The organism is Telmatobacter bradus (genome assembly GCF_048629425.1).
Taxonomy (GTDB): Bacteria; Acidobacteriota; Terriglobia; order Terriglobales; family Acidobacteriaceae; genus Telmatobacter; species Telmatobacter bradus.
In genome coordinates this window covers 962,771-985,622 of sequence record NZ_CP184532.1, presented here as the reverse complement: position 1 = coordinate 985,622, position 22,852 = coordinate 962,771, and the positions used below count along the sequence as shown (strand labels likewise).

The window sequence follows — 22,852 nt, the reverse complement described above, 5'->3', positions numbered from 1 at the left end:
GGAAAGACAGCTTTCAACCTCCAGCTTCCAGCCCCCCTAGCACCTAGAACCTCGTCTTCGTCCTCTATACTGATTCTTCGGTGAATGACGATGGATCATCTGTGGACTCCCTGGCGTTATGCATATGTTTCAACGGCTGATACGACGGTCAAACCCGGCGTACCGAGCAAACTTTCGGCCTGGCCCGGCGACTTCAACTGCGTCTTCTGCAATCTGGTGGCTTCGGTGGACTGGGCGATCGAGCAGGGCATGGACCGGGACGAAGCCGAGCTGGCGGGCGGCATCGTGCTGCGCGGCCAGCACTGCTTTATTTGCCTGAATGCTTTTCCGTACACCAACGGCCATGTGATGGCGATGCCTTACGCGCATCTGGACCGGCTGGCCAAGCTGCCCACCGAGGCTGCGCAGGAGCTGATTGACCTGGCTCAGCAGACCGAGCGCGCCATGGAGCAGATCTACCACCCCGACGGCTTCAACTTCGGCATGAATGTGGGCCGGGCAGCCGGTGCAGGCGTGGCCGGACACATCCACCTGCACGCCATGCCGCGCTGGGTGGGCGACACCAACTTCATGACCACGGTAGCTGAAACCCGCGTTCTGCCCGAAGCTCCGGAAGCGACCTGGAAGCGGTTGAGAGAGCAGCTGAAAGCTAGCCTCTAGCTTCCAGCTCCCAGCTTTTTGTAGTTTGCGGAAAGCTGCTTTTAGCTGTTCTCCGTCTCGTCCGCCACGGCTGCCAGCTCTAATGTCTCCAGCGACTCCAGCACTGGTTCCTCGGCCTGATCCAGCAGCGGCTTGGGCAGGGATTTAGTGCTGCGCACGCCCAGTTCCTTCAGCATCTCCACCTGACGCACCAGATTGCCCGGACCCTGCGCCAGCTTCTTCATGGCGTTGTTGTAGTTGCTGTCCACCGTGCGCAGGCCTTTGCCCACCGCCTCAAGGTCGCTCACAAAGCCCACAAATTTTTCGTAGAGAGCCGCGCCGCGCTCCATTACGTCGCGCACGTTGCGGGCCTGTGCCTCCTGCTGCCAGAGCACGTTCACGATGCGAATCACGTAGAGCAGCGTGGTGGGGCCAACCAGCAGAATGCCCTGCTTGTAGGCGTCCGACCACAGCTCGGCGTCGGCCTGCAGCGCCATCAGGAAGGCCGGCTCGATGGGCACGAACATCACCACGAAGTCCGGTGCCTCGATGCCTGGCAGGCGATGGTAGCCGGATTTGGCGATCTCGGTAATGTGGCCGCGCATGCTGGCGAGGTGCTGCTTGAGCGCGACCTTGCGGGCTTCTTCGCTGGCGGCGTTGGTGAAGTCGGTGTAGGCGGTGAGTGAAACCTTGGAGTCCACCACCAGATTGCGGCCGCCGGGCAGCAGCAGAATCACGTCGGTGCGGGCGGTCTTTTCCTTTTCGCCCTCTACCTGAACGCCAGTAAAAACCTGCTGGAAGCTATACTGCTCGCCCTCGCGCAGGCCGGCTTTTTCCAGCAGATCGCGCAAGATGAATTCGCCCCAGTCGCCCTGGGCTTTGGAGGAGCCACGCAAGGCGGTGGCCAGATTGTTGGCCTCGGCGGCCAACTGCTGGTTCAGGCTGCCCAGACTGCCGATCAGGCCCTCCAGCTTGGCGGTGCTGGTTTTGGAGTCGGATTGTGCCTCTTCCACCTTTTTGCGGAAGTCGTCGATCTGGCTGCGCAGGGGCTGCAGGACGCCGCCCAGATCCTTCTGCGTGGCCTCACTGAAGCTCTTGCTCTTTTCCTCCAGAATTTTACCTGCCAGCGCCTCGAACTGATCGGAAAGGGCCTTTTTGGAGCTTTCCAGCAGGGCAACTTTTTCCTGCAGGCCGGCACGCTCACTCTTCAGCTCGGACTCCAAGCGACTGATCTGGGCGCGGGCCTGGGCCTCGGCCTCGGTTTTGGCGGTCAGTTCACTGCGGATCTGAGCCAGTTCCGCAGCCGCTTCGACACGGGACTGCGTCAGCTCCGCGGCAGCCTGGGTGCGCGTGCGGGAGAGTTCTGTGACAGTCTGGGTGCGTAGCTGGGCCAGCTCGGTGGCGGTCTGGTTCAGGACCTGGGCGCGTTCCTCGGCTAGTCGCTCAAAGCCGGAACGACGGTCGAGCTCCGTCCGTACGACTTCCAACTGCTGGCGGGCAGAGGCCATTTCCTGGCTCTGGCGCTGGTTCTGGTCGCTGAGCGTGGCGTTTTGCAGGCCAAGCAGCGTGGACTTCTCCCGCAGGGTTTCGCGTTCGCTTTTGCCTGCCAGACGGCTGGCAAAAAAGCCGCCAATAGAGCCAAGAATGAAAATTCCAAGAATTGTGAGCGGGGTCAACGCGTGCGCCTCCGGGGGGTGTCTTCCACTGTACGTCCTGCAGCTACTTTAAAGCGTGGTTGCGGGGGCGGGAATGTGGATTTTCACGGGGTGCGCGGGCTTTGGCGCTCCGTGCAGAATTCGTACCGGCCGGAAGCGCCTTCCCATTCGTTGAAAAGTCGACGCAACGTTCTTGCGGGTTGCCTTTACAGGCATCGGGCGGACCTTTACACTTAGAATTTCGGGGACATGCGCGCTTTGTGCGCCTGGATCTCTTGCCCTGGACCCGCCCGTTAGCGTAGGCTTTCGGTTCGGGGACGGAATGCCGGAGCCCCGTGAATGTTCCGAATCCCGGAAAAATACGAGGAGAAGCACGCATGGCCGTTGAGGAAAAAGTAAAGCAGATCATCGTCGAGCAGCTGCAGGTAGATGAAGCTGAAGTGACCCCTGGCGCCAGCTTCCAGGAAGACCTGGGCGCCGATTCGCTCGACGTGGTCGAGCTGGTGATGCAGTTCGAAGAGGCTTTTGATCTGGAGATTCCCGACGAGGAAGCCGAAAAGATCAAGACCGTCAAGGATGCGGTGGACTACATCGAGAAGAACGCGAAAGGCGGCAAGTAAGCCTTGACACGCCGAGTCGTTATCACCGGCCTGGGGCTGGTGTGCGGTGTGGGCCACACCGCGCCAGAGGTGTGGGCGAACCTGATGAATGGGGTCAGCGGTATGGCCCCCATTCAGGGCTTCGACACCACCGGCTTTCCGGTCACCTTCGCCGCCGAAGTCAAGAACTTCGATCCGCTGCAGTTCGTGGATAAGAAGGAAGCGCGCAAGATGGGGCGCTTCATTCATTTTGCCTTCGCCGCGACCCAGGAAGCACTCACCCAATCCGGTCTCCAGATCACTGAGGAGAATGCGGAGCGGGTGGGCGTGTTTATCGGTTCCGGCATCGGCGGTTTCGAGATTATCGAACGCGAACACACCAACCTGATGAATGGCGGTCCGCGCAGGATTTCGCCCTTCTTCATTCCCGCCGCCATCGTGAACATGGCCGCCGGTCAGGTGAGCATTCGCTATGGCGCACAGGGGCCGATTTCGGCCACCGCCACGGCTTGCGCCACCAGCGCCAACTCCATTGGTGACTCCTTCCGGCTGATCCAGCACGGCGATGCCGATGTGATGATTGCCGGCGGAGCAGAAGCCGCCGTCACACCCATGTCGGTGGGCGGATTCTCTTCGATGAAGGCCCTGTCGTCGCGCAACGACGACCCGACCCACGCCTGCCGCCCCTTTGACAAGGATCGCGACGGATTTGTGATTGGCGAAGGCGCCGGCATCCTGGTTCTGGAGGAGCTGGAGCACGCCAAGGCACGCGGTGCAAAGATTCTGGGCGAAGTGGTGGGCTACGGCATGAGTGCCGACGCATACCACATGACCAGCGTTGCGCCCGAGGGCCTTGGAGCCCAGCGCGCCATGCGGGCCGCTCTGAAGGATGCTGGCCTTGCTCCCGAGCAGGTGGGCTACATCAATGCGCACGCCACCTCGACCTCGGCCGACAGCAACGAATCGCTGGCCATCGAGAAGGTTTTTGGCGAGCACGCCCTGAGCCACAAGCTCAAGATCAGCGGCACCAAGTCCATGCACGGCCATCTTTTGGGTGGTGCGGGCGGTCTTGAAGCCGGCATTTCCACGCTGGCGTTGATCAACCAGAAGCTGCCCCCGACGATCAATCTGGAGAATCTGGATCCGGAGTGCCGTCTGGACTACGTGCCCAACAAGGCCGTAGACCACAGCTTTGAGTACGCTCTGTCGAACTCGTTCGGATTTGGCGGCATCAACGCTTCGCTGATCATGAAGCGCTGGATGGAGTAAAAGCAGCCGTCAGCTTTCAGTTATGCCAGAACGGCGCATCCCTCGGGATGCGCCGTTCTGCGTTTTGCAGCCTGCAATGGATTAGAGCATCTCTCCTGAAGGTATAGAGCGAGTCGATGCAGCATCGTTGACGCGACCCCCAGAGAGCGGCAACCTGGCAAGACTTTTGCCACTTCACAGCATCAGGAGAGTTGCTCTAGGAGTCTGTCGCTCATAGCGTTTGCGATTTTTGCAGGAGATGTCGGCCTGGCTGCGCAGTACTGGATTTGTCTGTTGCTGTCAGTTTTTCTCTACCGCACCGTATCTTTGAGGCGCGACTCTGATTCGGATTCTGATCTTTCGTTGTTTTTACGCGTTTTGCAGTGCCCATCCGGAGCGAAAGAGCTTCAACAGATTGCTGACCGCGCACACCAGCCTCCACTCTCCGCTCACATTCTGTTTGCCGCGCATGCTGAAGCGACGAAAACCGCGGCACTCCTTGATTTGTCCAAAGACCGGTTCCACGATCGCCTTGCGTCTTTTGTAGACTGCGCGTCCGGCCTCGGTCTTCAACTTATGTTGCATTTGTTCTCGTGCCGTTGCATCTGACGGGGCTTCACCACAGGCTATCTCCGTTGGATCACTATGTTTGTCGCGGCCTGTGGCGATGTATAAGTCGATTTCAGCTACCGTTGCGTCGGTCACATTTGCTTCGCTGAAGTAGCCGGTATCAGCGCTGACTTTCTCGGGCTTTTGGGCAAGATTCTTTTCGATCTGTGCCACCATCGGCAGTAATTGTTTTTTGTCGTTCGTCTCCTGCGTAACCGCGGCGGCCACGATTACCTGCGCGATGGAATCGACCGCGATCTGCGCATTATAAGCCTGTAAAAAGCTGCCTTTATTGGCGCCATCCGGCATGATGCGGCTCTCCGGATCCGTGAAGTTGCGCTGATCCTTGTCTGCGGGTTTTGCCTTGTCCGGATCAGGGGGATTCGACTTGCGACCACGTTTCTTTTTGCCCGCGCGACGATCTTCTTCCTCGTCAGCCTGTTTCTTTTCTGCTTCAGCAAGTTTCTGCTCAGCCTTCTCGCGGGCCTCGTCTTCGAGTGCCTGCTTCGCTTCGCGAATCTTCTGCAACCGGCTCTCGCGTCGCTGTAACTCGTCGGGAAGTTCTTCGCCGTTCCGATCCTTGCCGTACTGCGCGTCCTCGTCGGCATCCGCTTTTTCCGCAGCAGCCAACAGAGCGTTGATTTCCTGCTTCAGGCGCGCCTCGCTCTCGGTCATGCGCTGGTAGCTCATCGCCTTGTGCTTGCTGGCGTTCGCCCTGATCTTTGTTCCATCGATCGACACATGACCCAGCTTAACCAGACCGGCTTTTGCGCACAGCAACAAGGCCTGCGTGAACAGTTCGGACAGCGCAGCCAGATGCCGTTTGCGAAACTCGGCCAGCGTGGCGTGGTCCGGATGCTGGTCGCCGGAAAGATAGCGAAATGCCACGTCTTCCCAGGTATGCTTCTCAAGCCTGCGTGAGCTGTAAACGCCCGTGGCATAACCGTACAAAAGAAGGCGAACCATCATCTCCGGAGCATAAGCCGACTGGCCGCGACCATCCTTCTCGCGATACGAAGCATAGATCGATTCAAGATCCAATGCCGAAACCACATCCACGACAAAACGAGCCAAATGGCCGTCAGGTAGCCAGTCGTGAAGGCTGGGTGGAAACAGAAGCGTCTGGTTGACCGTGTCTGGAAGGAAGTTCTGGCCCATAACAAAATCGTAATCTGCTGGGCCTGGTCTGGACCAGGACCTCGGGCAATTCTATGGGCGACAGACTCCTAGAGGGCAGCCAAACCAACGCCGATGGCCGTGGCCAGGCCCCACCAGCCGAAGACCGTGATGTAGCCGGTGCTGCGTTTGGTTTTGGCCACCACAGCCAGACCGATGGAGAACAGAACCAGCGTCCAGATGGTTGTAACGTCGATGGCTGTGGCCAGTTTGTAAAGCGCGGCGTTGGTTTCAAGCGGGTTCAGGAATGCGCCCAGATTGGTGGGGGCTGCGTTGGCCAGGTTGAAGGACTCGGGCGCGGTAAAGAAGGTAACGACAATGCCCAAAGCGCTCTTGATCAGGCTGGGCAGCCAGGCATAGAAGCTGACGGTCAGTACGCTGACGAAATCTGCCTTGCCGCCAAAACCGAAGTTGATGGTTCCCCAGAAGAGCAGCGTGACCAGAACGGCAGTGAAAAGCAGGACGAGTGGAGTGGCCAGAAAGATTGATTTGGTGATGGTTTCGGTAAACTTGATGGCTTGTTCGCTGGCTTCGGGCGTGGCTTGGGCTAGTCTTGCCTCGGCTTTGGGGTTCATATGCATGGTGTTTTCCGCAACCGTGTGCCAGCCAATTCGGGCGGAAACGACGCCAAAGAAGGCATAGCTGAAGATAATCATCAGCAGAAAGGGCAACCACCAGCTCTTGCGGCCCAGGGCGATTTCACCAAAGGTTTTGGAAGGTGCGCTAAAGGTGTTGCTCAGGCGGGCAAGCTCGCCGAGGGCAGCGGGCGCATCTGTGGGTATGGGGGCTATGGGAGCCTGAAGGTCGCTCATTGAGGGTACCTCGCGTAGGAATCTATGAAAGCTATGCCCGCGATTGTATTCCCTCGATGTCGCTGCGATGAAGTGAATTCATGAAGATATGCGCTTGCGGGCAGGCAGAAGCCAGTCTGCCTGCCTGCAAGCGGCTTATTCTCCGGGGGGTGCTTCGCCCCGGGGCCGGGTGGCGGAGGCGTCGTCCTCCTCGGGGTTGTCAGAGGTGCGGGCAGGAGCGGAGGTCTGCAGGTAGCTTTTGTAGACCGTAATGTGGAAGCAGCTTTGCTGGAACTCTTCCTCCACATCGATTTTGCCAGCCTGCTGCAGGACGAGCAGGTGGGCGCGCATCCAGGCCAGTTCCTGGGGGCTGTAGCTGCCTTTGGCAATGTCAACGGCTGCGCCGGTCAGATGAGGACTGACGACGTCTCCTTCTGCCGGGGCGGCATTGCCATTGGTGCCCTTCAGACGCTTCTGGTAGGCCACGGTACGAACCGCGCTGCTGACTTCAATCGGTTTGTGGAAAGCGCCCTCGTGGGCCCGCGCCAGATCGGCCAGAAATTGCGCCGTCCAGGGCCGGCAATAACGGCGCAGGGGTGGAAGATCGCCGTTGACAGCCAAGGCTCCAGAAGCAGGCAAAGGAACCAGCATCCGGTGATTGATGCGGCTTTGTAGATCCGTGTCGCTCTCAATCCGTTCCAGTCCTTCCGCCTCCAGCCGCTCGTTCTGCCGCCAAAGTGAGTCGTAGGAGCCGCGCAGGGTGTTGGCATCGACGCTGCGCTGCGGGTCGATGGGCTGATCGAAGGGACTGGACCGGGAGGGTTGGACCGTATATGTGGCCGCTACAGCCACGGCAGGTCGGGCGGAAGCATGCAGGCTGGTGTGACGCGCGGGAAGGTGCACGACAGCCGGTTCCGCAACTGCGGCTGGCTGCGTGGGGGTACGCTCCAGGCGAGGCGGTGCGCCTTTGCAGACGGCGTTGTGCTGCAGGCGGGCCGCATCGGCTTGCGCGGCTGCGTAACCCTTGCGGTAGCCATCATTAAAGCCTGCTAAGGGTTGGGGGCGCTTGCTGCTGCCGGTGGGTGCAGTTGCAACGGCGGTATGCCGCTGCGGCCGCGCTGAAGATCCGGTAGAAACATGCGCCCGTTCATGCCCGGGGCGGGGAGACACGGTGGTCGCCGAGCCGGGAATCAAGGAGAACGTCAGCAAAAACAGTAAGATCGCCGCTCTATGCATCCGTTGAGGGCGAACAGTCGAGAGCATCTTCAGAGTACGCCCGAAAGGATTGCGGGGGTGAGTGACGAACCGGATACATTTGAGTCCGATAATGAAGGTATTTTGAGGTTTGTCCAGGGATGGGGAAATAGCTAAGTTTTTGCTTATAAATTGGTTATGAGATACAGGCGAAAGATTGGTAGCCTTGTAATACGTAACCAAAGTACTCCAGGGGGAAGCGTGGAGGAAGCCCTAAAAAGCAGATTTCAGGTGGCACAGATGGATGACAGCTCCTGGCATGAATCTGTTTTGAAGGGTCATGGCTTCAGAGCTGTTCTCCAATAGGTGTTGCCCTTTGTAGATCGTGCAAGGTGGCTTCGATGTACAGCAATAGGAGAAGCGTTTTAGCCGTTCCTGCGATCTTGGTCCCGGGCTTCCTGCCATTGCTGTCAGGTGCCTTTTTTGGGGCAAAAAAAGAACCGGGTAATGGCATCCATAGAGTGGAGGCCATACCCGGAAATGTTGGACAGAGGGGAACTTGGTATTCTGTGAGTACTCTGGCAGCGGCTCAGGGGACTGGCCTGAGGAACACCTGGCAACCTACGAATGGGCCGGGTGTTTGCTGCTGGAGTGGGGATTAGCGCTGGATGTTGACCACCAGATTGACGTCCATTGCAACGGGCGACTTGCTGACAGTTGCGGGGTGGTACTGAGCTTTGGAAAGGGCATCCACAACGCGAGCATCCCAGTAGGGGTTCAGCGACTTGGTGATCTGGATGTTCTTGGTCTGACCGGTGGTGTCCACCGTCATGGAAACGCCAATCTTGGCGTCGGTGGGGAGCGTCTGCCAGGCAACGTCGTTGGGGATCTGCAGGGCAACGTTCTTCACGAGCTCGGGGGCCACGACGCCGGTGCTTACACGGACGGGGGTGGCGGAATCGGTGGATTCGGCGGCGGAGGTGCTTGCGTTGGCAGCAGCGGGAGCGAGGAGAGAGGCAAGCATAAGGGAAGCAGTAAGGATGGTGCGCATAGTGTTGATCTCCTTTAATGTCGTGACATTGTGTGTTTCGTGTCCGCAACCAGAATATAAAACATTCGATACGATTGTCAATAATTATTTTAACTATCAATCATTTTATTGTTTTTAAATAACTTATCTTTATTTTTTAGTCTTCTCGAACAATATTTTTGAGGCCATCCTCTCCGGTAGCAGGGCCGCAAGATCGTCCGTATGTGGTTGATTCGCCTGTAGAAATAAGTCAGGCGCGTTGCTCTGCCGTTCCGGCATTTTCAGGCCGAGGCAGAGCAAACGCGCCAAGAAGTTTTTTTGCGTTTGTTGATTACTTAAGTGAGATCAAAGTGCAGGTATAAGATTCGAGGGACTTTGAAGAATTTTCCCGGCCCGGGCGCGTTCTTCTGCCATGCCGTAGCCCCAGCCCACCAGCAGGCAGCGTACGCCGTTGGCCTCGGCAGCCTCCAGGTCGTGGATGCGGTCGCCGATCATCCAGGCATGGGCAGGGTCAATGGGCTGTTCGTGCAGCAGCAGGGCCAGCAGGTCAGGCTTGGCGTGGCTGGGATACTCGGTTTTGTCGCCGTAGATGGCGCGGAAGTGCTTTGTTAGTCCGAAATGGGTGAGGATGCGCTCAGCAAAGTGCTGCTGCTTGCTGGTGCAGACGTAGAGCGGGTAGCCGGCTGCTTCCAACTGCACCAGCAGATCGGCGATGCCGGGAAAAACGGAGTTGTTCGACCAGCCTTCGCGGTCATAGCAGGCGCGGTAGTCGCGGGCCAGCTGGGTGCGCTCCGCCTCGCTGCCGTTCGGCAGCAGCTCCTCGCACCAGCCCTCGACGGGTGGGCCGATAAAGCGGTTCAGGTCGCCCTGATCGCCCATCTGGTGGGCGTCGATGACCTTTCGCAGGCAGCCGAGGATTCCTGGCTTGGAGTCGGTAAGGGTTCCATCAAGATCAAAGATGAGGGCAGGAAGTTGGCTAGGCATGCTTTTAGTTTTACAGAGAACAGAGGCAGAGAGACAGAGACTTGCTTTTTCTGTACCCTGCCTCTGTTCTCTACTCTCTGTCTACCGGGAAACGGTGGTGGTGGTCTTGTTGGTTTCGAGGGTAAAGGCCGTGGAGGGCAGCGGCTGGTTTACCTTGAGGTTGAAGTAAACTGCCACGCGGTACTGTCCGGGGCCCTCATCGAAGACCTGCTTGAGGTTCACGCCAGTTTCCGTGTCCATCCAGACCGTAACCTTGGGCAGATTCTTGCGGATGCCGGCGTCTTTGGGCACCAGCTCCAGCTTTTCGGTCTTCTTGCCGTCCAGGACCTCGGAGCCCTTGTAGGTAATCTCCCACTTCTGCTCCAGATCCTTGCCGCTGGCTCCAAAGCCCAGCATGAACCAGCTTTCGTACTGGCTGAGCTTGCTGAGCACGGTTACCTGATTGAGCTTGGGCTCATACAGGCGAACCGTTCCAGCGGAAATGGTGTAAGTTTTGGGTGCTTTTTTGCCGTTTTCTTCCTGAAGGTGAGCGGCCATCTGGAAGGAAGTGCCCTTGCGCTCGTAGAAGACCACGCCCTTCTGCGTGTTTTTATCCAGAATCGGCTCGGTAGTGACCGAATCAAACTCGCACTCAGCCTGAGCGGAGTGAAAATTTTTAGCTGCGGCATCCAGTTTGCGCAGCACGGTCTCCTTGTCCTGGGCGCGGATGGCCGCCGGCAGGATCAAGAGAAGAACAGCCGCCAGTGCGGCAGGGATCGATTTGCGTGTCAAATGCATGCTGTGTCCTGGGGCAAAGACCAGAGAGCAGAGAACAGAGACCAGTACTTCCCCTGCTCTGATCTACTTTCTCTGCTCTCTGTCCTCTGTTTATCGGTGTGCTGCGACTTTCCAGAGCAGATTGCCCTGGCTGTCGGTGGTGGTTTCCCAACTGTCGACAAAGACGGCGTCGCCGGTGATTGGTTCCACGGCTTTGCGCAGGATCTTCTTCACTTCGGAGAAGCTGGCCCCGGCAGGCACCTGTGCGTCGGCGTCATAAACCGAGATGATCATGCCGCGTTCGCCGTTGCTGATGACCTGCATGGGGTGTTGCACGTGGGCTGTGGTCTGCGGCTTGTCGCCGTAGTCCCACAGATGCGGCGTGACAAAGATGAAGGCCAGAATCAGCGTCACCATCACGTCGTAGTGGAGGGTGCCGCGTGAGTAGGTCCAGTAAAAGTAGCTGAGCAAAATCTGCTTCGGCCCGCGCTTGGGCTCAATGGTCTGAGCTGCAGCGGCAGTGGATTCGGTCATTTCTGCCTCTCAATCTTTTCCAGCCCGCCCATGTAGGGGCGCAGTACCTCGGGAACAATTACGCTACCGTCGGCCTGCTGATAGTTTTCCAGAATGGCCAACCAGGTGCGACCCACGGCCAGTCCACTGCCGTTGATGGTGTGCAGGAATTCGGGCTTGGCCTTGGCTCCAGCCGCACGATAGCGAATGTTGGCACGCCGTGACTGGAAGCCTTCGAAGTTGGAGCAGGAGCTGATCTCGCGATAGAGCTGCTGGCCGGGTAGCCAGACTTCCAGATCGAAGGTCTTGGCCGAGCTGAAGCCGGTGTCGCCGGTGCAGAGCAATACGCGCCGGTAGGGCAACTTCAGGGCTTCCAGAATCTCTTCGGCGTCGCGGGTGAGCTTTTCATGCTCTTCGTCGCTGGTTTCCGGCTTGACGAACTTGACCAGCTCAACCTTCTGGAACTGATGCTGGCGGATGATGCCGCGCGTATCCCTGCCGGCGGCTCCAGCCTCGGCGCGGAAGCAGGGCGTGTAGGCCGTCAGCTTGATGGGCAGGCGGGCTTCGTCCAGAATTTCGTCGCGATAGAGGTTGGTAACCGGGACCTCGGCGGTGGGAATCAGCCAGTGGTCGTTGTCCTTGAATTCACCATTGACGGCAGCGGTGGCGTCGGCATCGGAGCAGCGGAAGAGGTCTTCGGCAAACTTGGGCAGCTGGCCGGTGCCGAAGAGCGATTTGGAGTTCACCATGAAGGGCGGCAGCACTTCGGTGTAGCCGTGCTTGGTGGTGTGCAGGTCAAGCATGAAGCTGATGAGAGACCGCTCCAACCGCGCGCCTGCGCCCATGTAGACGGCAAAGCGTGCACCGCTCAGCTTGGTGGCGCGTTCCTGATCCAGAATGCCCAGGGCCTCGCCAATCTCCCAGTGAGGCTTGGGCTCAAAATCGAACTGCGGCTTTTCGCCCCAGAACTTGAGCGCCGGATTGTCGGCCTCGCTCAGGCCGGCGGGAACCTCGTCGCGGGTGAGGTTGGGAATGCGCGAAAGAGCCAGCCGCATTTTGTCGTCATACTCAGCGGCGGCGCGATCCAGCGCATCGAGCTGTTCCTTGAGCTGACGCGTCTCTTCCATGAGCGCGTCGGCATTCTGGCCGGCCTTTTTGAGCGCGCCCACTTGCTGACTGAGCTCATTGCGGCGAGCTTTAAGCTGCTCGGACTGCGTGATGGCCTGACGGCGGCTCACGTCGAGCGCACGGAAATCGCCCAGCAGCGCAGCGGGATCGGCTCCACGCGCGCGCAGCTTGGCTTCCACAACTTCCAGGTTTCCTCTGACAAATCCGAGATCGAGCATAACTTTCCCAGTTTAAACGATCCGCCGCGTTTCAGAATGCACCAAACGTTGCACTTTTGCGGAGAGGACCCGTTAAGGCCAACAATTCACAGTCCGATGCTTAGAGCATTTTCGGAATACACGTAGACTTTTTAAGGGGCTTGCAAGGTGCCTTTTTCTTGAGGAAAAAGGCACTTAGAATCCTGCTTTCGGTCTACAGCAATTCCGAAAATGCTATACCCGCCCGGGGTGAGGTTTTTCTCCTAAAGACCGCGAGTGCGCTAGCATTCTCTTCATGCACCTGGGTTCGATCGCCGGGGTTTCGTGGGTTTGGTGGCTGGGCTTTCATCTGGTGGCGGCACTGCTGCTGGCAGGCGACGCGTGGCTGACGCGTGGCCGCCCGAACAGCCTGCGCGCTGGTTTGAGCACGGCCGGCCTGATCATGGCCGCTGGTTTGATGGCCGTGACCATCGGACTTTCCCAGGGCCGCCAGCCGGCGCTGGAGTTCGTGGCTGGCTACACGGTTGAGCTGTCGCTTTCCATCGACAATCTTTTTGTTTTTCTGGTGCTTTTTCAGGGTTTTCGGATTGGCGTGGAGCGCCAGCACAAGGCTTTGCTGTATGGCGTTTGCGGCGCGCTGGTGCTGCGGGGGATTTTTATTGGCTCGGGCATTGCGCTGCTGAATCACTTTGCCTGGATCAGTTACGTCTTTGGCCTGATTCTGCTGGTGGCGGGCTGGCGATTGGTGCGCGGAGGCGATGCAGCAGCGGCGATTCCCGCCTGGGTGCGTCGTCTGCAAAAGCGCTCCGGCAGTTTGCTGGCAGTGATTGTGGCCGTCGAACTGACGGACCTGCTCTTTGCCGTGGACTCGATTCCGGCGGTGCTGGCCGTCTCGCACAATCCCTTCGTCGTTTACACGTCGAACATTGCGGCGATTCTGGGCTTGCGCTCACTTTATTTTGCGCTCAGCGCCCTGCTCGACCGGCTGCGCTACCTGCATTACGGCCTGGGCGTGCTGCTGGGCTTTGTGGCGTTGAAGATGCTGGCCGCCCGTTGGCTGGAGATTCCCATTCTCTGGTCGCTCGGGATCATGGGGCTGATTTTGGGCGTTTGTGTGCTGTTTTCGCTGCTTTTTAGAACGGGAAATCGTCCTTCCACGGGTTGAAGACGATTGCGCCGCAGTGCTGCACGTCGGCCACATTGCGCGTGGCCAGAATCAGATCGTGCTCACGGGCCGTTGCGGCCAGCATGGTGTCTATGACCGGCGGAGGATGGCCGGTGAGGCGCTTGACCTCGCCGCTGATCGCTCCCCAGCGCAAGGCCACTTCATTCGAAATTGGCAGAATCCTCCCGGAAAAGCGTCTTTCCAGTGCTACCAGTGAGCGGTTCAGCCGGGGCCGGAGAGGGCTGCTTGGTTCCAGATGTTCAATGCCCTTGCGATACTCGGCCAGCGTCAGAATGCTCAGATAAAGCGTGGGTTCCGGTAGCGCTTCCACCCAGCGCACTACCTTTGGGTCTGGCCTGGAGGAACCGATTTCGGCGATTACATTGGTGTCGAGCAGCCAACCCTTCACAGCTCGATCTCCCGGCCCAGGTCGCGCTCGCGCTTCAGGTGGATTTCGTCCAGACCGAGGCTCTGTAGAAAGCTCACCAAGGGCCGATGGTTCTTGGGTTTGGGCAGCAGCTGGCGGTACTCTGCGGGGGCTAGAATCACGGCGGCTTCCTTGCCTCGTACCGTCACCAGTTGTGGTCCGCTGGCCGCAGCCTGACGCACTACCTCGCTAAAGCGGGCCTTGGCGTCTTCCAGCTTCCACTGGTTTGGCTTGGCCGCAGGCTTGATGCGAGAGGCAGGAGTTTTGCGGCTGGATGCAGGAGGCATGGCGGGATTGGCTCCAATCTGACTATCTGACCAGATTGTAGCGCGAAACTGGAAACCTGCTGGAAATTTCGCGGTGTTTCTCAGTTTATTGGAAGGCAGCTTCTAGCTTCCAGCCTCTAGGAGTCTGTCGCTCATAGCGTTTGCGATTTTTGCAGGAGATGTCGGCCTGGCTGCGCAGTACTGGATTTGTCTGTTGCTGTCAGTTTTTCTCTACCGCACCGTATCTTTGAGGCGCGACTCTGATTCGGATTCTGATCTTTCGTTGTTTTTACGCGTTTTGCAGTGCCCATCCGGAGCGAAAGAGCTTCAACAGATTGCTGACCGCGCACACCAGCCTCCACTCTCCGCTCACATTCTGTTTGCCGCGCATGCTGAAGCGACGAAAACCGCGGCACTCCTTGATTTGTCCAAAGACCGGTTCCACGATCGCCTTGCGTCTTTTGTAGACTGCGCGTCCGGCCTCGGTCTTCAACTTATGTTGCATTTGTTCTCGTGCCGTTGCATCTGACGGGGCTTCACCACAGGCTATCTCCGTTGGATCACTATGTTTGTCGCGGCCTGTGGCGATGTATAAGTCGATTTCAGCTACCGTTGCGTCGGTCACATTTGCTTCGCTGAAGTAGCCGGTATCAGCGCTGACTTTCTCGGGCTTTTGGGCAAGATTCTTTTCGATCTGTGCCACCATCGGCAGTAATTGTTTTTTGTCGTTCGTCTCCTGCGTAACCGCGGCGGCCACGATTACCTGCGCGATGGAATCGACCGCGATCTGCGCATTATAAGCCTGTAAAAAGCTGCCTTTATTGGCGCCATCCGGCATGATGCGGCTCTCCGGATCCGTGAAGTTGCGCTGATCCTTGTCTGCGGGTTTTGCCTTGTCCGGATCAGGGGGATTCGACTTGCGACCACGTTTCTTTTTGCCCGCGCGACGATCTTCTTCCTCGTCAGCCTGTTTCTTTTCTGCTTCAGCAAGTTTCTGCTCAGCCTTCTCGCGGGCCTCGTCTTCGAGTGCCTGCTTCGCTTCGCGAATCTTCTGCAACCGGCTCTCGCGTCGCTGTAACTCGTCGGGAAGTTCTTCGCCGTTCCGATCCTTGCCGTACTGCGCGTCCTCGTCGGCATCCGCTTTTTCCGCAGCAGCCAACAGAGCGTTGATTTCCTGCTTCAGGCGCGCCTCGCTCTCGGTCATGCGCTGGTAGCTCATCGCCTTGTGCTTGCTGGCGTTCGCCCTGATCTTTGTTCCATCGATCGACACATGACCCAGCTTAACCAGACCGGCTTTTGCGCACAGCAACAAGGCCTGCGTGAACAGTTCGGACAGCGCAGCCAGATGCCGTTTGCGAAACTCGGCCAGCGTGGCGTGGTCCGGATGCTGGTCGCCGGAAAGATAGCGAAATGCCACGTCTTCCCAGGTATGCTTCTCAAGCCTGCGTGAGCTGTAAACGCCCGTGGCATAACCGTACAAAAGAAGGCGAACCATCATCTCCGGAGCATAAGCCGACTGGCCGCGACCATCCTTCTCGCGATACGAAGCATAGATCGATTCAAGATCCAATGCCGAAACCACATCCACGACAAAACGAGCCAAATGGCCGTCAGGTAGCCAGTCGTGAAGGCTGGGTGGAAACAGAAGCGTCTGGTTGACCGTGTCTGGAAGGAAGTTCTGGCCCATAACAAAATCGTAATCTGCTGGGCCTGGTCTGGACCAGGACCTCGGGCAATTCTATGGGCGACAGACTCCTAGCAGCTAAAGCAATTCCCTTTTTTCTTCCAGTTCGCGCATGAGCACCTGCAGGCGTTCGCGGCTGCGTTCGCCCACGTCCAGAAAACGAATGCCCACCAGTTGCAGTTCCTTGGTGTTTTGCACCACACCGGAGATGCGGAAGGGCAAACCTTCGGCCTGGAAGCCAACTTCAATGCGTGTGTAGATGTTGAAGGGCGATTTTTCAAGCGTCCGCAGGCGGCAGCCTCCCAGGCTCAGATCCAGGATCAGGCATTCGATCTGGCCTCCGGAGCGAACCGGATAGATGATGGCCTTGTTGTTGATTTCATGGCGCTTTTGCGTGCGACGATCGCGGGAGTCTGGGGCGGTGGCGTTCTGCAGGTCGGAAGATTCTTCCGCATCAGCGACTTGCGCGGCCAATGCAGCAGCGGCGGCTTCTGCTTCTTCCCGGGCAGCGGCTTTGGCCCGGGCGGCAGCCTGCGCTTTGTCGGCAACCTCTGCTTCAGCAGCCTGCAACTCGCAGATCAGCATCTTCAGATCGTCTTTTCGACGAGCACTCATGTGCGCAAAACGAACGCCCATCTGCCGCCAGCCGTCGCTCCACTGCACGGTGCCTCCCAGGCGGAGAGACAGACGATTGATGGTAAAAGTAATTTCCACGATGGAGCCGGGGCCCGGGGCACATTTGGCCATGGTTTCTAAGCAGCACCCGCCCAGGCTCAGGTTCTCAATCCGGCCGACCATCTCAGAGCTTTGCAGCACCAGCAGAACGCGGGCGCTGGCATCGGTGTCAAAACGCGTTTCCAGCCGCCGGTTCTGGGCAGAAGATGAGTCTTCCGTATCCTGAATCAGGTGAATTTGTTTTATCTCTTCTATCTGCTCTGCAGACATTTTCACTCCTGCAATGCAAAGTTCTCATGGTATCTAAGGGAAGACCGCCGTGTGGTCTATGTAGACGCACACCTCCGCCCATCCCCTGTGATGAGACTTTTTCAAGGTATAAATCGGCTAAAGATCAAAAAAGATCAGTGGCTGGTGGCAGTTCCTCAATGGGGAACCGGGGGATTCGTTCGAGTTTCACGGCCCTTGATTCGATCATACTGATAACTGTCGCTGGTGGTACCAAGCGACTCGTTGAACAGGCTGTCGACGCCGGTGAACAGCTTCAGCTCTTCGCGGAAGCCGTGAATGGCTTGCAGGCGGTCGGCCGTGGCGGGCAGTTCGAAACACGAGGACTTGAAAAACTTTTGGTAGCCGCGATCCAGCAGCCGGGCCAGCTCGCCCTGCAGCAGCAGGCCAGCGTCCAGCACAATCCTGACCGGATCACCAGGCGCAAGCACAGTCGCCACGCCAGCCTTGCTGACCAGCACGCTTCCATCTACGGCCTCTGCGGCCGCATACGGAACAGTTTCAAATCCGCGTGCCCGCAGCAGGTCCAGAATCAGATCGAAGCTTTCCTGAAGCGACTTTTTGCTCATCCTCGTCATCCAATCTGCGGTAGGCCCAAAAGGCCCGCGCTACAACTTTAGAGCGTTTTCGGAATGCATAGAGCTTTTTTGAGTGCTTTTCAGGGTTCCTTTTTCCTGGTGAAAAAGGAACTTAAGAGCATTCCTTCGGCCTATACCCATTCCGAAAATGCTATAACTCAATTTCGCACATTGGCAGCTCTGACGGCAATGAATTCCGCAGGTTGCCAGAAATCTTTCCTGTCCCACAGCCCAAGGGTTGTTCCGGACGCATCTGGAGGTCATGAATGAACGGAATTCCGCAGGTTACGGTCGCGGAACTGAAACAGCGCATGGATGCCGGCCAGCCGCCGGTGCTGATCGATGTGCGCGAACCAAACGAGTATCAGTTCGCCAATCTGGGCGGTACGCTGATTCCAATGAACACGTTGCCTGCCCGGCTGGACGAAATTCCCCGCGACCAGCCGGTGGTGGTGCACTGCAAGGCTGGAGGCCGTTCGCAGATGGTCTGCGAGTTCCTGGCCCGAGCCGGCTACAGCAACGTTTCAAACCTGGCGGGAGGCATCCTGGCCTGGTCGCGTGAGATCGATCCTGCCATTCCGCAGTATTGAAATTCGGCCATTCGCCATCAAATGCTTTTCGCCGCAAGAAAAAAGGCTGTATCGGCCTGAGCAAAAACCGATACAGCCTAGATCCGCAAAATGAGCTGAAAGCTGAGAGCTAAAAACTGACGGCTGACAGCCGCTTTACAAAACTATTTGCCGACGGCTGGAACTTCTTCCAGACGGCCGAAGATCATCTTGCCGCTGGCGGTTTGCAGAACACTGGTGACGATAATTTCCGTATTTTTGCCGATCAGCTTGCGGGCATGATCGACCACCACCATGGTGCCGTCGTCCAGATAGCCCACGCCCTGGTTGAACTCCTTGCCCTCCTTCAGAACGAAGATGCTCATCCGTTCACCGGGCAGTACGACTGGCTTGAGCGCGTTGGCCAGATCGTTGATGTTCAGCACCTCAACGTGGTGAATGTGTGCCACCTTGTTCAGGTTGAAGTCGTTGGTGACGACCTTGGCTTCCCACTTCTTGGCCAGTTCCAGCAACTTCAGATCAACTTCACGAATGGTGGGAAAGTCGTCGGCCACGATCTGCACCTGCAGGGCGGAGTTGGCCTGCATGCGCTGCAGCATGTCCAGCCCACGGCGGCCGCGCTGGCGCTTGGAGCCGTCGGTGGAGTCGGCCACCGTCTGCAACTCGCGCAGTACGAACTCGGGGACAACGATATTGCCGTCCATAAAGCCGGCTTCGGCAATGTCGGCGATGCGCCCGTCAATAATGACGCTGGTGTCAAGCACCTTGGCGCTGCGCCGGGTGGGCCGCTCCACGTTGAAGACCGTACCCAGAACGGACATGTTCAGCTGTTCGCCCTTGCTGGCTCCCACCAGCAGGCCAACATAGGTCATCAGTAGAAGTACAAAAATCTGCACTGCGGCTGAGGTTGACGGATCGCTGATAGCCGAGCGCAACACCATACAGAAAAGAGCCGCGCCAAAGATTCCCAGTACGCTGCCAGCCATGGCGCCAAGCAGCCGGCGCAGGCTCATTGCCCGTACGCGCAGTTCGAAAAAAATCACGGCCAGAGCGGTGATCATGCCGCCTGCCGCACTTGCCCAACTGTTCTGGATACCGAATGGATGAAGAAAAAAACAGATGCCAGACAGAAGGACTACGAAAAGAATGCGAACCAGTATCAAATCCATGGGCCCACCCCGGACAGAAAGCCTCATTGCCCACTCCGCCCGGCACAACTGGCGAGTATGCCGACCCATAGGCGGATACGTCAAGTAAAGAATCGCAGGAAGAAGCAAGAATCAGTTGAATTGGCTCATTTTTTGCTTCCGGCCAAAGGCTTTTGATCGTATTGGCATGGGAGGTCGGCTGTTGCTGGGCTCTACGAGTAGAAGAATATGTTGTACGCAAGAAGGCTGTTTGCCCATTGTAGAGATGCTTTATAGAGTCAGGCCGGATTCTCTGCGGAGGGTCCGGCCTGCAGTAGCTTTTTATGATTGTAACGGAATGCTTTGGCGCAATTTCAAAATTACTGCTTCGTCTGAAAGAGTGTTCCGGGGGCTGTTTTCCGGAGAAAACAGCATTTGCCTCCCACTGCAGCCATTCAGAAAATACTTTAGCTGGCCTGAGCGAACTCAAGCATGGGCGTGTGGCGCACGGTGCCCTTGCGCGGGCCACGCTTGCGGGCGCTCATCTGCTTGATGCGCTCCAGCAGCTCCTGCGACGAGCTGTTCTTCTTGTTCAGCAGGGCGTCGGCCGAGTGCATTTCACCAGCCATGGTCTGCGGATCGCCCAGCAGCAGCATCGGCACGTGGCCGGCAATGTTCTTCAGCCGGCTGACCAGCTGGGCGCCGTTCATCTGCGGCATGGAGTAGTCGCTGACCACCAAGTCCACGGGGGCGCTCTGGAAGGCTTCAATCGCCTCCTGGCCGTTGGTGGCCGACAGAACACGATACCCGTTGGTGGACAGCATGAAGCTCAGTACGGAAAGTTCCTGTTCATTATCGTTAACGCAGAGAATGATTTTCTTCGGCCTCATGTTTAGCTACCCGCTCCTTGTGATCTGTTTGTTCCATCCGGCGTGCAGACACACAACTCTCCTGACCGCTCCAGTGGAGCGGTTTGGGGCAATTTGCCTTTGCACAGCGGTCGCTTTCTGAGCAGCTTGAAAGATCGGTCTACGTCCAGTGATCTATCGCCGTGCAAAGGGCACACACCGGCTCGGTGGGTGGTTTGCGTGGGAATGATTCAATGGAGGATCGACTTAGGGCCGTTCTTCTCTCGCGACAAACGGATGGGAAATTCTTTTAAAAATGCTCGGCGTGAACCGGTGAATTTCTCAACGCTTCGCAAGACTACGGCGGGATGAGCACGAAAGAAAGAGAGAATAAAAGGCGAAATTTGGCCCGGAAATAGGGCGGAGTCTTCCACCGATTACTTAGGATTCACAAATCAGAAGAGTTACCTTGATGAAGACCTGTTGAAACTGTGTGTATCCCGGACGGAAAAGCAGGTCATTTGCCACAAAGCTGGTGCGACCAAAAATCTGTCAAGTCTCCAGAAAAAATTCACACCCTGTGGAGAACCCGTCCAATTGCGTTTTTGGGGTCAGCAGCGAGACGAAAGATGAGTGAGAGTAATATGCGTGTTTTCCTCATTTTATGCGGGTTTTCCTCACTTTTTCATCACTGAATCCACTCCGAAATTCAGCCTGCGCGCGAAGAATTTTTTGCTGCTTTGCGAGCTGCTTTTGCTGCCTGAGTAGACATAGAAAGACCCATAAAAAAACAGGGCAGAAGTTTTGTTCTGCCCTGCGGAAGTTAGGAACAAGTAAGTTTCAATGCGAAATTACCCGCCAAAGGAGTTCATGGCTCCCTCGATCTTCAAGGTGTAGGGCAGAGCGGCCTGGCTGGCTTCGCGGGGAGGCACTGTGCAGACCAGCGCTTCTTCAGTCTGGGTAAAGCGTAGGGGCTGGCCATTTTCCAGCAGCGTAACCCGCTCGACGTGGGCCTGCCCCTTGCGGAAGCTCTTCAGCCTGGCCTCAAAGCCTGCGCTGGAGTCTTCCGGCACCAGCAGACCGGTGGCGTAAAGCGCACCATGATTGATGGTGAAGCGGAAATCGGCGGGGGTGGGCGGAGGCAATTTCTTGTGTACGCCGCCGCCGGGCAGTCCCAGGGCAGTGGGCCAGCCGCGCCAGGTCTGGGGCGCTTCGTCGGGCACGCTAGGGCCTTCGCCGGGGCGGATCCAGGCATGCGAGCCGTAGACAGCTTCGCCGTTCCGCCGTAGCCAGTCGCCCATGGTCAGCAGGGAGGCTTGCTGGTCAGCGGGGATGGTGCCGTCGGCCATGGGCGCAACGTTCAACATGTAGTTGCCGCCGTTGCTGGCAATGATCATCAGTTGCCGCACAAGGGTAGCGCCATCCAGCACGCGCAGGCCGTGGATGTAGCCCCACGAATTGCCAATGGAGGTATCGCACTGCCATGCGCCGGGGTAGACCCACTCCGGTGCGCCGCCCATGCTTTCGGCGGTTTGCACTGCGCCAAAGAGGTAGGCCCACTGCTTGGTGCACATGGTGGCTTCCAGGCCGTGCTCGTGGGCGCGATTGAGCATATAGGCTGCAGCACGGATCTTTACCGCGTCGTACTCACGGGGATTCACGCCGTTGTCCATGTAGATCAGCTCGGGGTGGTACTTGTCGACGAGCTCCTGAACGCGGGCCAGCCAGTCTTCCTGAAAGGCCAGACTGGCGTTGGGGCCGTTCATGTCCACGTCCGGGATGGGTGGGCCGTAGAAGCCGGCATACTTCGGGTCAAACTGATCGTTGGGCACGCCCTTGGCCGGGTACATGAAGGTGTGATGCTCCATGCGGTGCGTTGAGCAGCCCCAAACCATGTTGCGCTTGCGGGCGGCGCGCTCCATTTCGCCAATCAGGTCGCGCTTGGGGCCCATCTTGCCGGCGCACCAGGGGGTCAGATCGCTATCCCACATGGCAAAGCCGTCGTGATGCTCGGCCACCGGACACATGTAGCGCGCACCAGCCTGCTGGAAGAGCTGAACCCACTCGTCGGCGGAGAACTTTTCCGCCTTGAACATGGGAATGAAGTCCTTGTAACCGAACTTGTCGGGTGGGCCGTAGTGCTGGGTGTGCCACGCCACGTCGGTGGTGTACATGTACTTGGCGTACCACTCGTTTTTGTGCGCGGGCACGGCGTACAGACCCCAGTGGATGAAGATGCCGACCTTGGCCTGATTGAACCAGCGCGGCACGGTGTAAAAATCGCGAATGCTCTGCCAGGTGGACTGCACGGGGCCAACCAGATCGGGCTTGGCGTGTGCGTAGGCATCGGGCGCGCCCGCTGGAGCACCAGTCTGCGCATGGAGACTAACAGGCAACCACGACTGCAATGCGGCCACGGGAGCGGCTGCACTGGCAGCCTTCAAGAGTGTGCGCCGCGAAATCTGAAAAGGTGTTTTCAAACTCACCGTCTAGTCCTCTTCTGCGGGCTGAAGCAAAATCTGGAATGCTCTCTTCACTGGCCCCGACAGGCTCAGGTGCTCGCACCTTCAATGTGCCATGCGGAAGCGGCTCTGCACAGTGCGCTGCAGCAGGCGCGTTGTGGCTTGTGTGAAGCTCTGCGAAAAATGCACGGATTCCGTGCGCCTGCGCTTTCGTTGCGCTGCCGGGGGCTGGTGAAATGCAGAA

Annotated in this window: 22 protein-coding genes; 5 read left to right on the top strand and 17 right to left on the bottom strand. The window is 57.9% G+C overall.

Annotated elements, in window-relative coordinates; all coding sequences use genetic code 11:
• Window positions 1-84 precede the first annotated feature (84 nt).
• Window positions 85-660: an HIT family protein gene (locus ACOBR2_RS04160; RefSeq protein ID WP_420238801.1), complete on the top strand. Its 576-nt coding sequence runs from the start codon at window positions 85-87 to the stop codon at window positions 658-660.
• Window positions 661-701: 41 nt separating this feature from the next.
• On the opposite strand, the gene rmuC is transcribed toward ACOBR2_RS04160, so the two are convergent.
• Window positions 702-2,315, bottom strand: a complete 1,614-nt coding sequence (gene rmuC, locus ACOBR2_RS04155) for a DNA recombination protein RmuC (protein ID WP_420238800.1) — start codon at window positions 2,313-2,315, stop codon at window positions 702-704.
• Between the two features lie 356 nt (window positions 2,316-2,671).
• Between rmuC and ACOBR2_RS04150 the strand changes: the two genes are divergently transcribed.
• On the top strand, window positions 2,672-2,914 hold the full coding sequence (locus ACOBR2_RS04150) for an acyl carrier protein (RefSeq protein WP_420238799.1): 243 nt from the start codon (window positions 2,672-2,674) through the stop codon (window positions 2,912-2,914).
• A 3-nt stretch (window positions 2,915-2,917) separates the two neighbouring features.
• Complete coding sequence (gene fabF / locus ACOBR2_RS04145; protein WP_420238798.1) at window positions 2,918-4,162, top strand: beta-ketoacyl-ACP synthase II; 1,245 nt, start codon at window positions 2,918-2,920, stop codon at window positions 4,160-4,162.
• Window positions 4,163-4,510: 348 nt separating this feature from the next.
• Here fabF and ACOBR2_RS04140 read toward each other — a convergent pair whose 3' ends face one another.
• The 8 genes from ACOBR2_RS04140 to serS form a co-directional block, all read right to left on the bottom strand.
• Window positions 4,511-5,908, bottom strand: coding sequence for an IS1182 family transposase (locus ACOBR2_RS04140; RefSeq protein ID WP_420236173.1), 1,398 nt, complete (start codon window positions 5,906-5,908; stop codon window positions 4,511-4,513).
• 68 nt (window positions 5,909-5,976) lie between these two features.
• Window positions 5,977-6,738 (bottom strand): YIP1 family protein, encoded by a 762-nt coding sequence (locus ACOBR2_RS04135; RefSeq protein ID WP_420238797.1) that lies wholly within the window; start codon window positions 6,736-6,738, stop codon window positions 5,977-5,979.
• Window positions 6,739-6,873: 135 nt separating this feature from the next.
• On the bottom strand, window positions 6,874-7,926 hold the full coding sequence (locus ACOBR2_RS04130) for a DUF5715 family protein (RefSeq protein ID WP_420238796.1): 1,053 nt from the start codon (window positions 7,924-7,926) through the stop codon (window positions 6,874-6,876).
• Between the two features lie 643 nt (window positions 7,927-8,569).
• The gene (locus ACOBR2_RS04125; protein WP_420238795.1) at window positions 8,570-8,962 is read right to left on the bottom strand and encodes an energy transducer TonB; all 393 of its coding nucleotides are present in this window, start codon (window positions 8,960-8,962) and stop codon (window positions 8,570-8,572) included.
• 324 nt (window positions 8,963-9,286) lie between these two features.
• Window positions 9,287-9,925: an HAD family hydrolase gene (locus ACOBR2_RS04120; RefSeq protein WP_420238794.1), complete on the bottom strand. Its 639-nt coding sequence runs from the start codon at window positions 9,923-9,925 to the stop codon at window positions 9,287-9,289.
• A gap of 81 nt (window positions 9,926-10,006) precedes the next feature.
• Window positions 10,007-10,702 (bottom strand): LolA family protein, encoded by a 696-nt coding sequence (locus ACOBR2_RS04115; protein WP_420238793.1) that lies wholly within the window; start codon window positions 10,700-10,702, stop codon window positions 10,007-10,009.
• A 90-nt stretch (window positions 10,703-10,792) separates the two neighbouring features.
• Window positions 10,793-11,215 (bottom strand): hypothetical protein, encoded by a 423-nt coding sequence (locus ACOBR2_RS04110; RefSeq protein ID WP_420238792.1) that lies wholly within the window; start codon window positions 11,213-11,215, stop codon window positions 10,793-10,795.
• Entirely contained in the window at window positions 11,212-12,540 is a 1,329-nt protein-coding gene (serS, locus tag ACOBR2_RS04105) for a serine--tRNA ligase (RefSeq protein ID WP_420238791.1), read from the bottom strand. The genes ACOBR2_RS04110 and serS overlap by 4 nt, the downstream gene beginning before the upstream one ends.
• Before the next feature lie 274 nt (window positions 12,541-12,814).
• Between serS and ACOBR2_RS04100 the strand changes: the two genes are divergently transcribed.
• Window positions 12,815-13,684: a TerC family protein gene (locus tag ACOBR2_RS04100; protein ID WP_420238790.1), complete on the top strand. Its 870-nt coding sequence runs from the start codon at window positions 12,815-12,817 to the stop codon at window positions 13,682-13,684.
• Here ACOBR2_RS04100 and ACOBR2_RS04095 read toward each other — a convergent pair.
• The 5 genes from ACOBR2_RS04095 to ACOBR2_RS04075 all read right to left on the bottom strand — a co-directional run bounded on the left by ACOBR2_RS04095 (window position 13,653) and on the right by ACOBR2_RS04075 (window position 17,593).
• Window positions 13,653-14,093 carry a type II toxin-antitoxin system VapC family toxin gene (locus ACOBR2_RS04095; protein WP_420238789.1) on the bottom strand — a complete coding sequence of 147 codons (441 nt, stop codon included), beginning with the start codon at window positions 14,091-14,093 and terminating at the stop codon, window positions 13,653-13,655. The two genes, ACOBR2_RS04100 and ACOBR2_RS04095, sit on opposite strands and share 32 nt — an antisense overlap.
• Window positions 14,090-14,398, bottom strand: a complete 309-nt coding sequence (locus tag ACOBR2_RS04090; RefSeq protein WP_420238788.1) for a type II toxin-antitoxin system prevent-host-death family antitoxin — start codon at window positions 14,396-14,398, stop codon at window positions 14,090-14,092. The genes ACOBR2_RS04095 and ACOBR2_RS04090 overlap by 4 nt, the downstream gene beginning before the upstream one ends.
• Window positions 14,399-14,666: 268 nt before the next feature.
• Entirely contained in the window at window positions 14,667-16,064 is a 1,398-nt protein-coding gene (locus tag ACOBR2_RS04085) for an IS1182 family transposase (protein WP_420236173.1), read from the bottom strand.
• Between the two features lie 75 nt (window positions 16,065-16,139).
• Complete coding sequence (locus ACOBR2_RS04080; RefSeq protein WP_420238787.1) at window positions 16,140-17,006, bottom strand: PilZ domain-containing protein; 867 nt, start codon at window positions 17,004-17,006, stop codon at window positions 16,140-16,142.
• 155 nt (window positions 17,007-17,161) lie between these two features.
• A complete protein-coding gene (locus tag ACOBR2_RS04075) occupies window positions 17,162-17,593 on the bottom strand; it encodes a hypothetical protein (RefSeq protein WP_420238786.1) in 432 nt (143 codons plus the stop codon).
• A gap of 275 nt (window positions 17,594-17,868) precedes the next feature.
• Here ACOBR2_RS04075 and ACOBR2_RS04070 point away from each other — a divergent pair, with 275 nt between their 5' ends.
• The gene (locus tag ACOBR2_RS04070) at window positions 17,869-18,192 is read left to right on the top strand and encodes a rhodanese-like domain-containing protein (protein ID WP_420238785.1); all 324 of its coding nucleotides are present in this window, start codon (window positions 17,869-17,871) and stop codon (window positions 18,190-18,192) included.
• A 143-nt stretch (window positions 18,193-18,335) separates the two neighbouring features.
• On the opposite strand, the gene ACOBR2_RS04065 is transcribed toward ACOBR2_RS04070, so the two are convergent.
• The 3 genes from ACOBR2_RS04065 to ACOBR2_RS04055 form a co-directional block, all read right to left on the bottom strand.
• A complete protein-coding gene (locus ACOBR2_RS04065) occupies window positions 18,336-19,340 on the bottom strand; it encodes a PIN/TRAM domain-containing protein (RefSeq protein WP_420238784.1) in 1,005 nt (334 codons plus the stop codon).
• Between the two features lie 425 nt (window positions 19,341-19,765).
• On the bottom strand, window positions 19,766-20,188 hold the full coding sequence (locus ACOBR2_RS04060) for a response regulator (RefSeq protein ID WP_420238783.1): 423 nt from the start codon (window positions 20,186-20,188) through the stop codon (window positions 19,766-19,768).
• Between the two features lie 809 nt (window positions 20,189-20,997).
• A complete protein-coding gene (locus ACOBR2_RS04055; protein ID WP_420238782.1) occupies window positions 20,998-22,626 on the bottom strand; it encodes an alpha-L-fucosidase in 1,629 nt (542 codons plus the stop codon).
• Window positions 22,627-22,852: the final 226 nt, after the last annotated feature.

Excerpts from the sequence above, each read along its gene's own strand:
- ACOBR2_RS04115 (WP_420238793.1), bottom strand. The coding sequence starts at position 10,702 with ATGCATTTGACACGCAAATCGATCCCTGCCGCACTGGCGGCTGTTCTT.
- ACOBR2_RS04135 (WP_420238797.1), bottom strand. The coding sequence starts at position 6,738 with ATGAGCGACCTTCAGGCTCCCATAGCCCCCATACCCACAGATGCGCCC.
- serS (WP_420238791.1), bottom strand. The coding sequence starts at position 12,540 with ATGCTCGATCTCGGATTTGTCAGAGGAAACCTGGAAGTTGTGGAAGCC.
- ACOBR2_RS04065 (WP_420238784.1), bottom strand. The coding sequence starts at position 19,340 with ATGGATTTGATACTGGTTCGCATTCTTTTCGTAGTCCTTCTGTCTGGC.
- ACOBR2_RS04110 (WP_420238792.1), bottom strand. The coding sequence starts at position 11,215 with ATGACCGAATCCACTGCCGCTGCAGCTCAGACCATTGAGCCCAAGCGC.
- ACOBR2_RS04125 (WP_420238795.1), bottom strand. The coding sequence starts at position 8,962 with ATGCGCACCATCCTTACTGCTTCCCTTATGCTTGCCTCTCTCCTCGCT.
- ACOBR2_RS04160 (WP_420238801.1), top strand. The coding sequence starts at position 85 with ATGACGATGGATCATCTGTGGACTCCCTGGCGTTATGCATATGTTTCA.
- ACOBR2_RS04070 (WP_420238785.1), top strand. The coding sequence starts at position 17,869 with ATGAACGGAATTCCGCAGGTTACGGTCGCGGAACTGAAACAGCGCATG.
- ACOBR2_RS04075 (WP_420238786.1), bottom strand. The coding sequence starts at position 17,593 with ATGAGCAAAAAGTCGCTTCAGGAAAGCTTCGATCTGATTCTGGACCTG.
- ACOBR2_RS04140 (WP_420236173.1), bottom strand. The coding sequence starts at position 5,908 with ATGGGCCAGAACTTCCTTCCAGACACGGTCAACCAGACGCTTCTGTTT.
- ACOBR2_RS04080 (WP_420238787.1), bottom strand. The coding sequence starts at position 17,006 with ATGTCTGCAGAGCAGATAGAAGAGATAAAACAAATTCACCTGATTCAG.
- ACOBR2_RS04090 (WP_420238788.1), bottom strand. The coding sequence starts at position 14,398 with ATGCCTCCTGCATCCAGCCGCAAAACTCCTGCCTCTCGCATCAAGCCT.
- ACOBR2_RS04085 (WP_420236173.1), bottom strand. The coding sequence starts at position 16,064 with ATGGGCCAGAACTTCCTTCCAGACACGGTCAACCAGACGCTTCTGTTT.
- ACOBR2_RS04120 (WP_420238794.1), bottom strand. The coding sequence starts at position 9,925 with ATGCCTAGCCAACTTCCTGCCCTCATCTTTGATCTTGATGGAACCCTT.
- ACOBR2_RS04100 (WP_420238790.1), top strand. The coding sequence starts at position 12,815 with ATGCACCTGGGTTCGATCGCCGGGGTTTCGTGGGTTTGGTGGCTGGGC.
- ACOBR2_RS04060 (WP_420238783.1), bottom strand. The coding sequence starts at position 20,188 with ATGAGGCCGAAGAAAATCATTCTCTGCGTTAACGATAATGAACAGGAA.
- ACOBR2_RS04150 (WP_420238799.1), top strand. The coding sequence starts at position 2,672 with ATGGCCGTTGAGGAAAAAGTAAAGCAGATCATCGTCGAGCAGCTGCAG.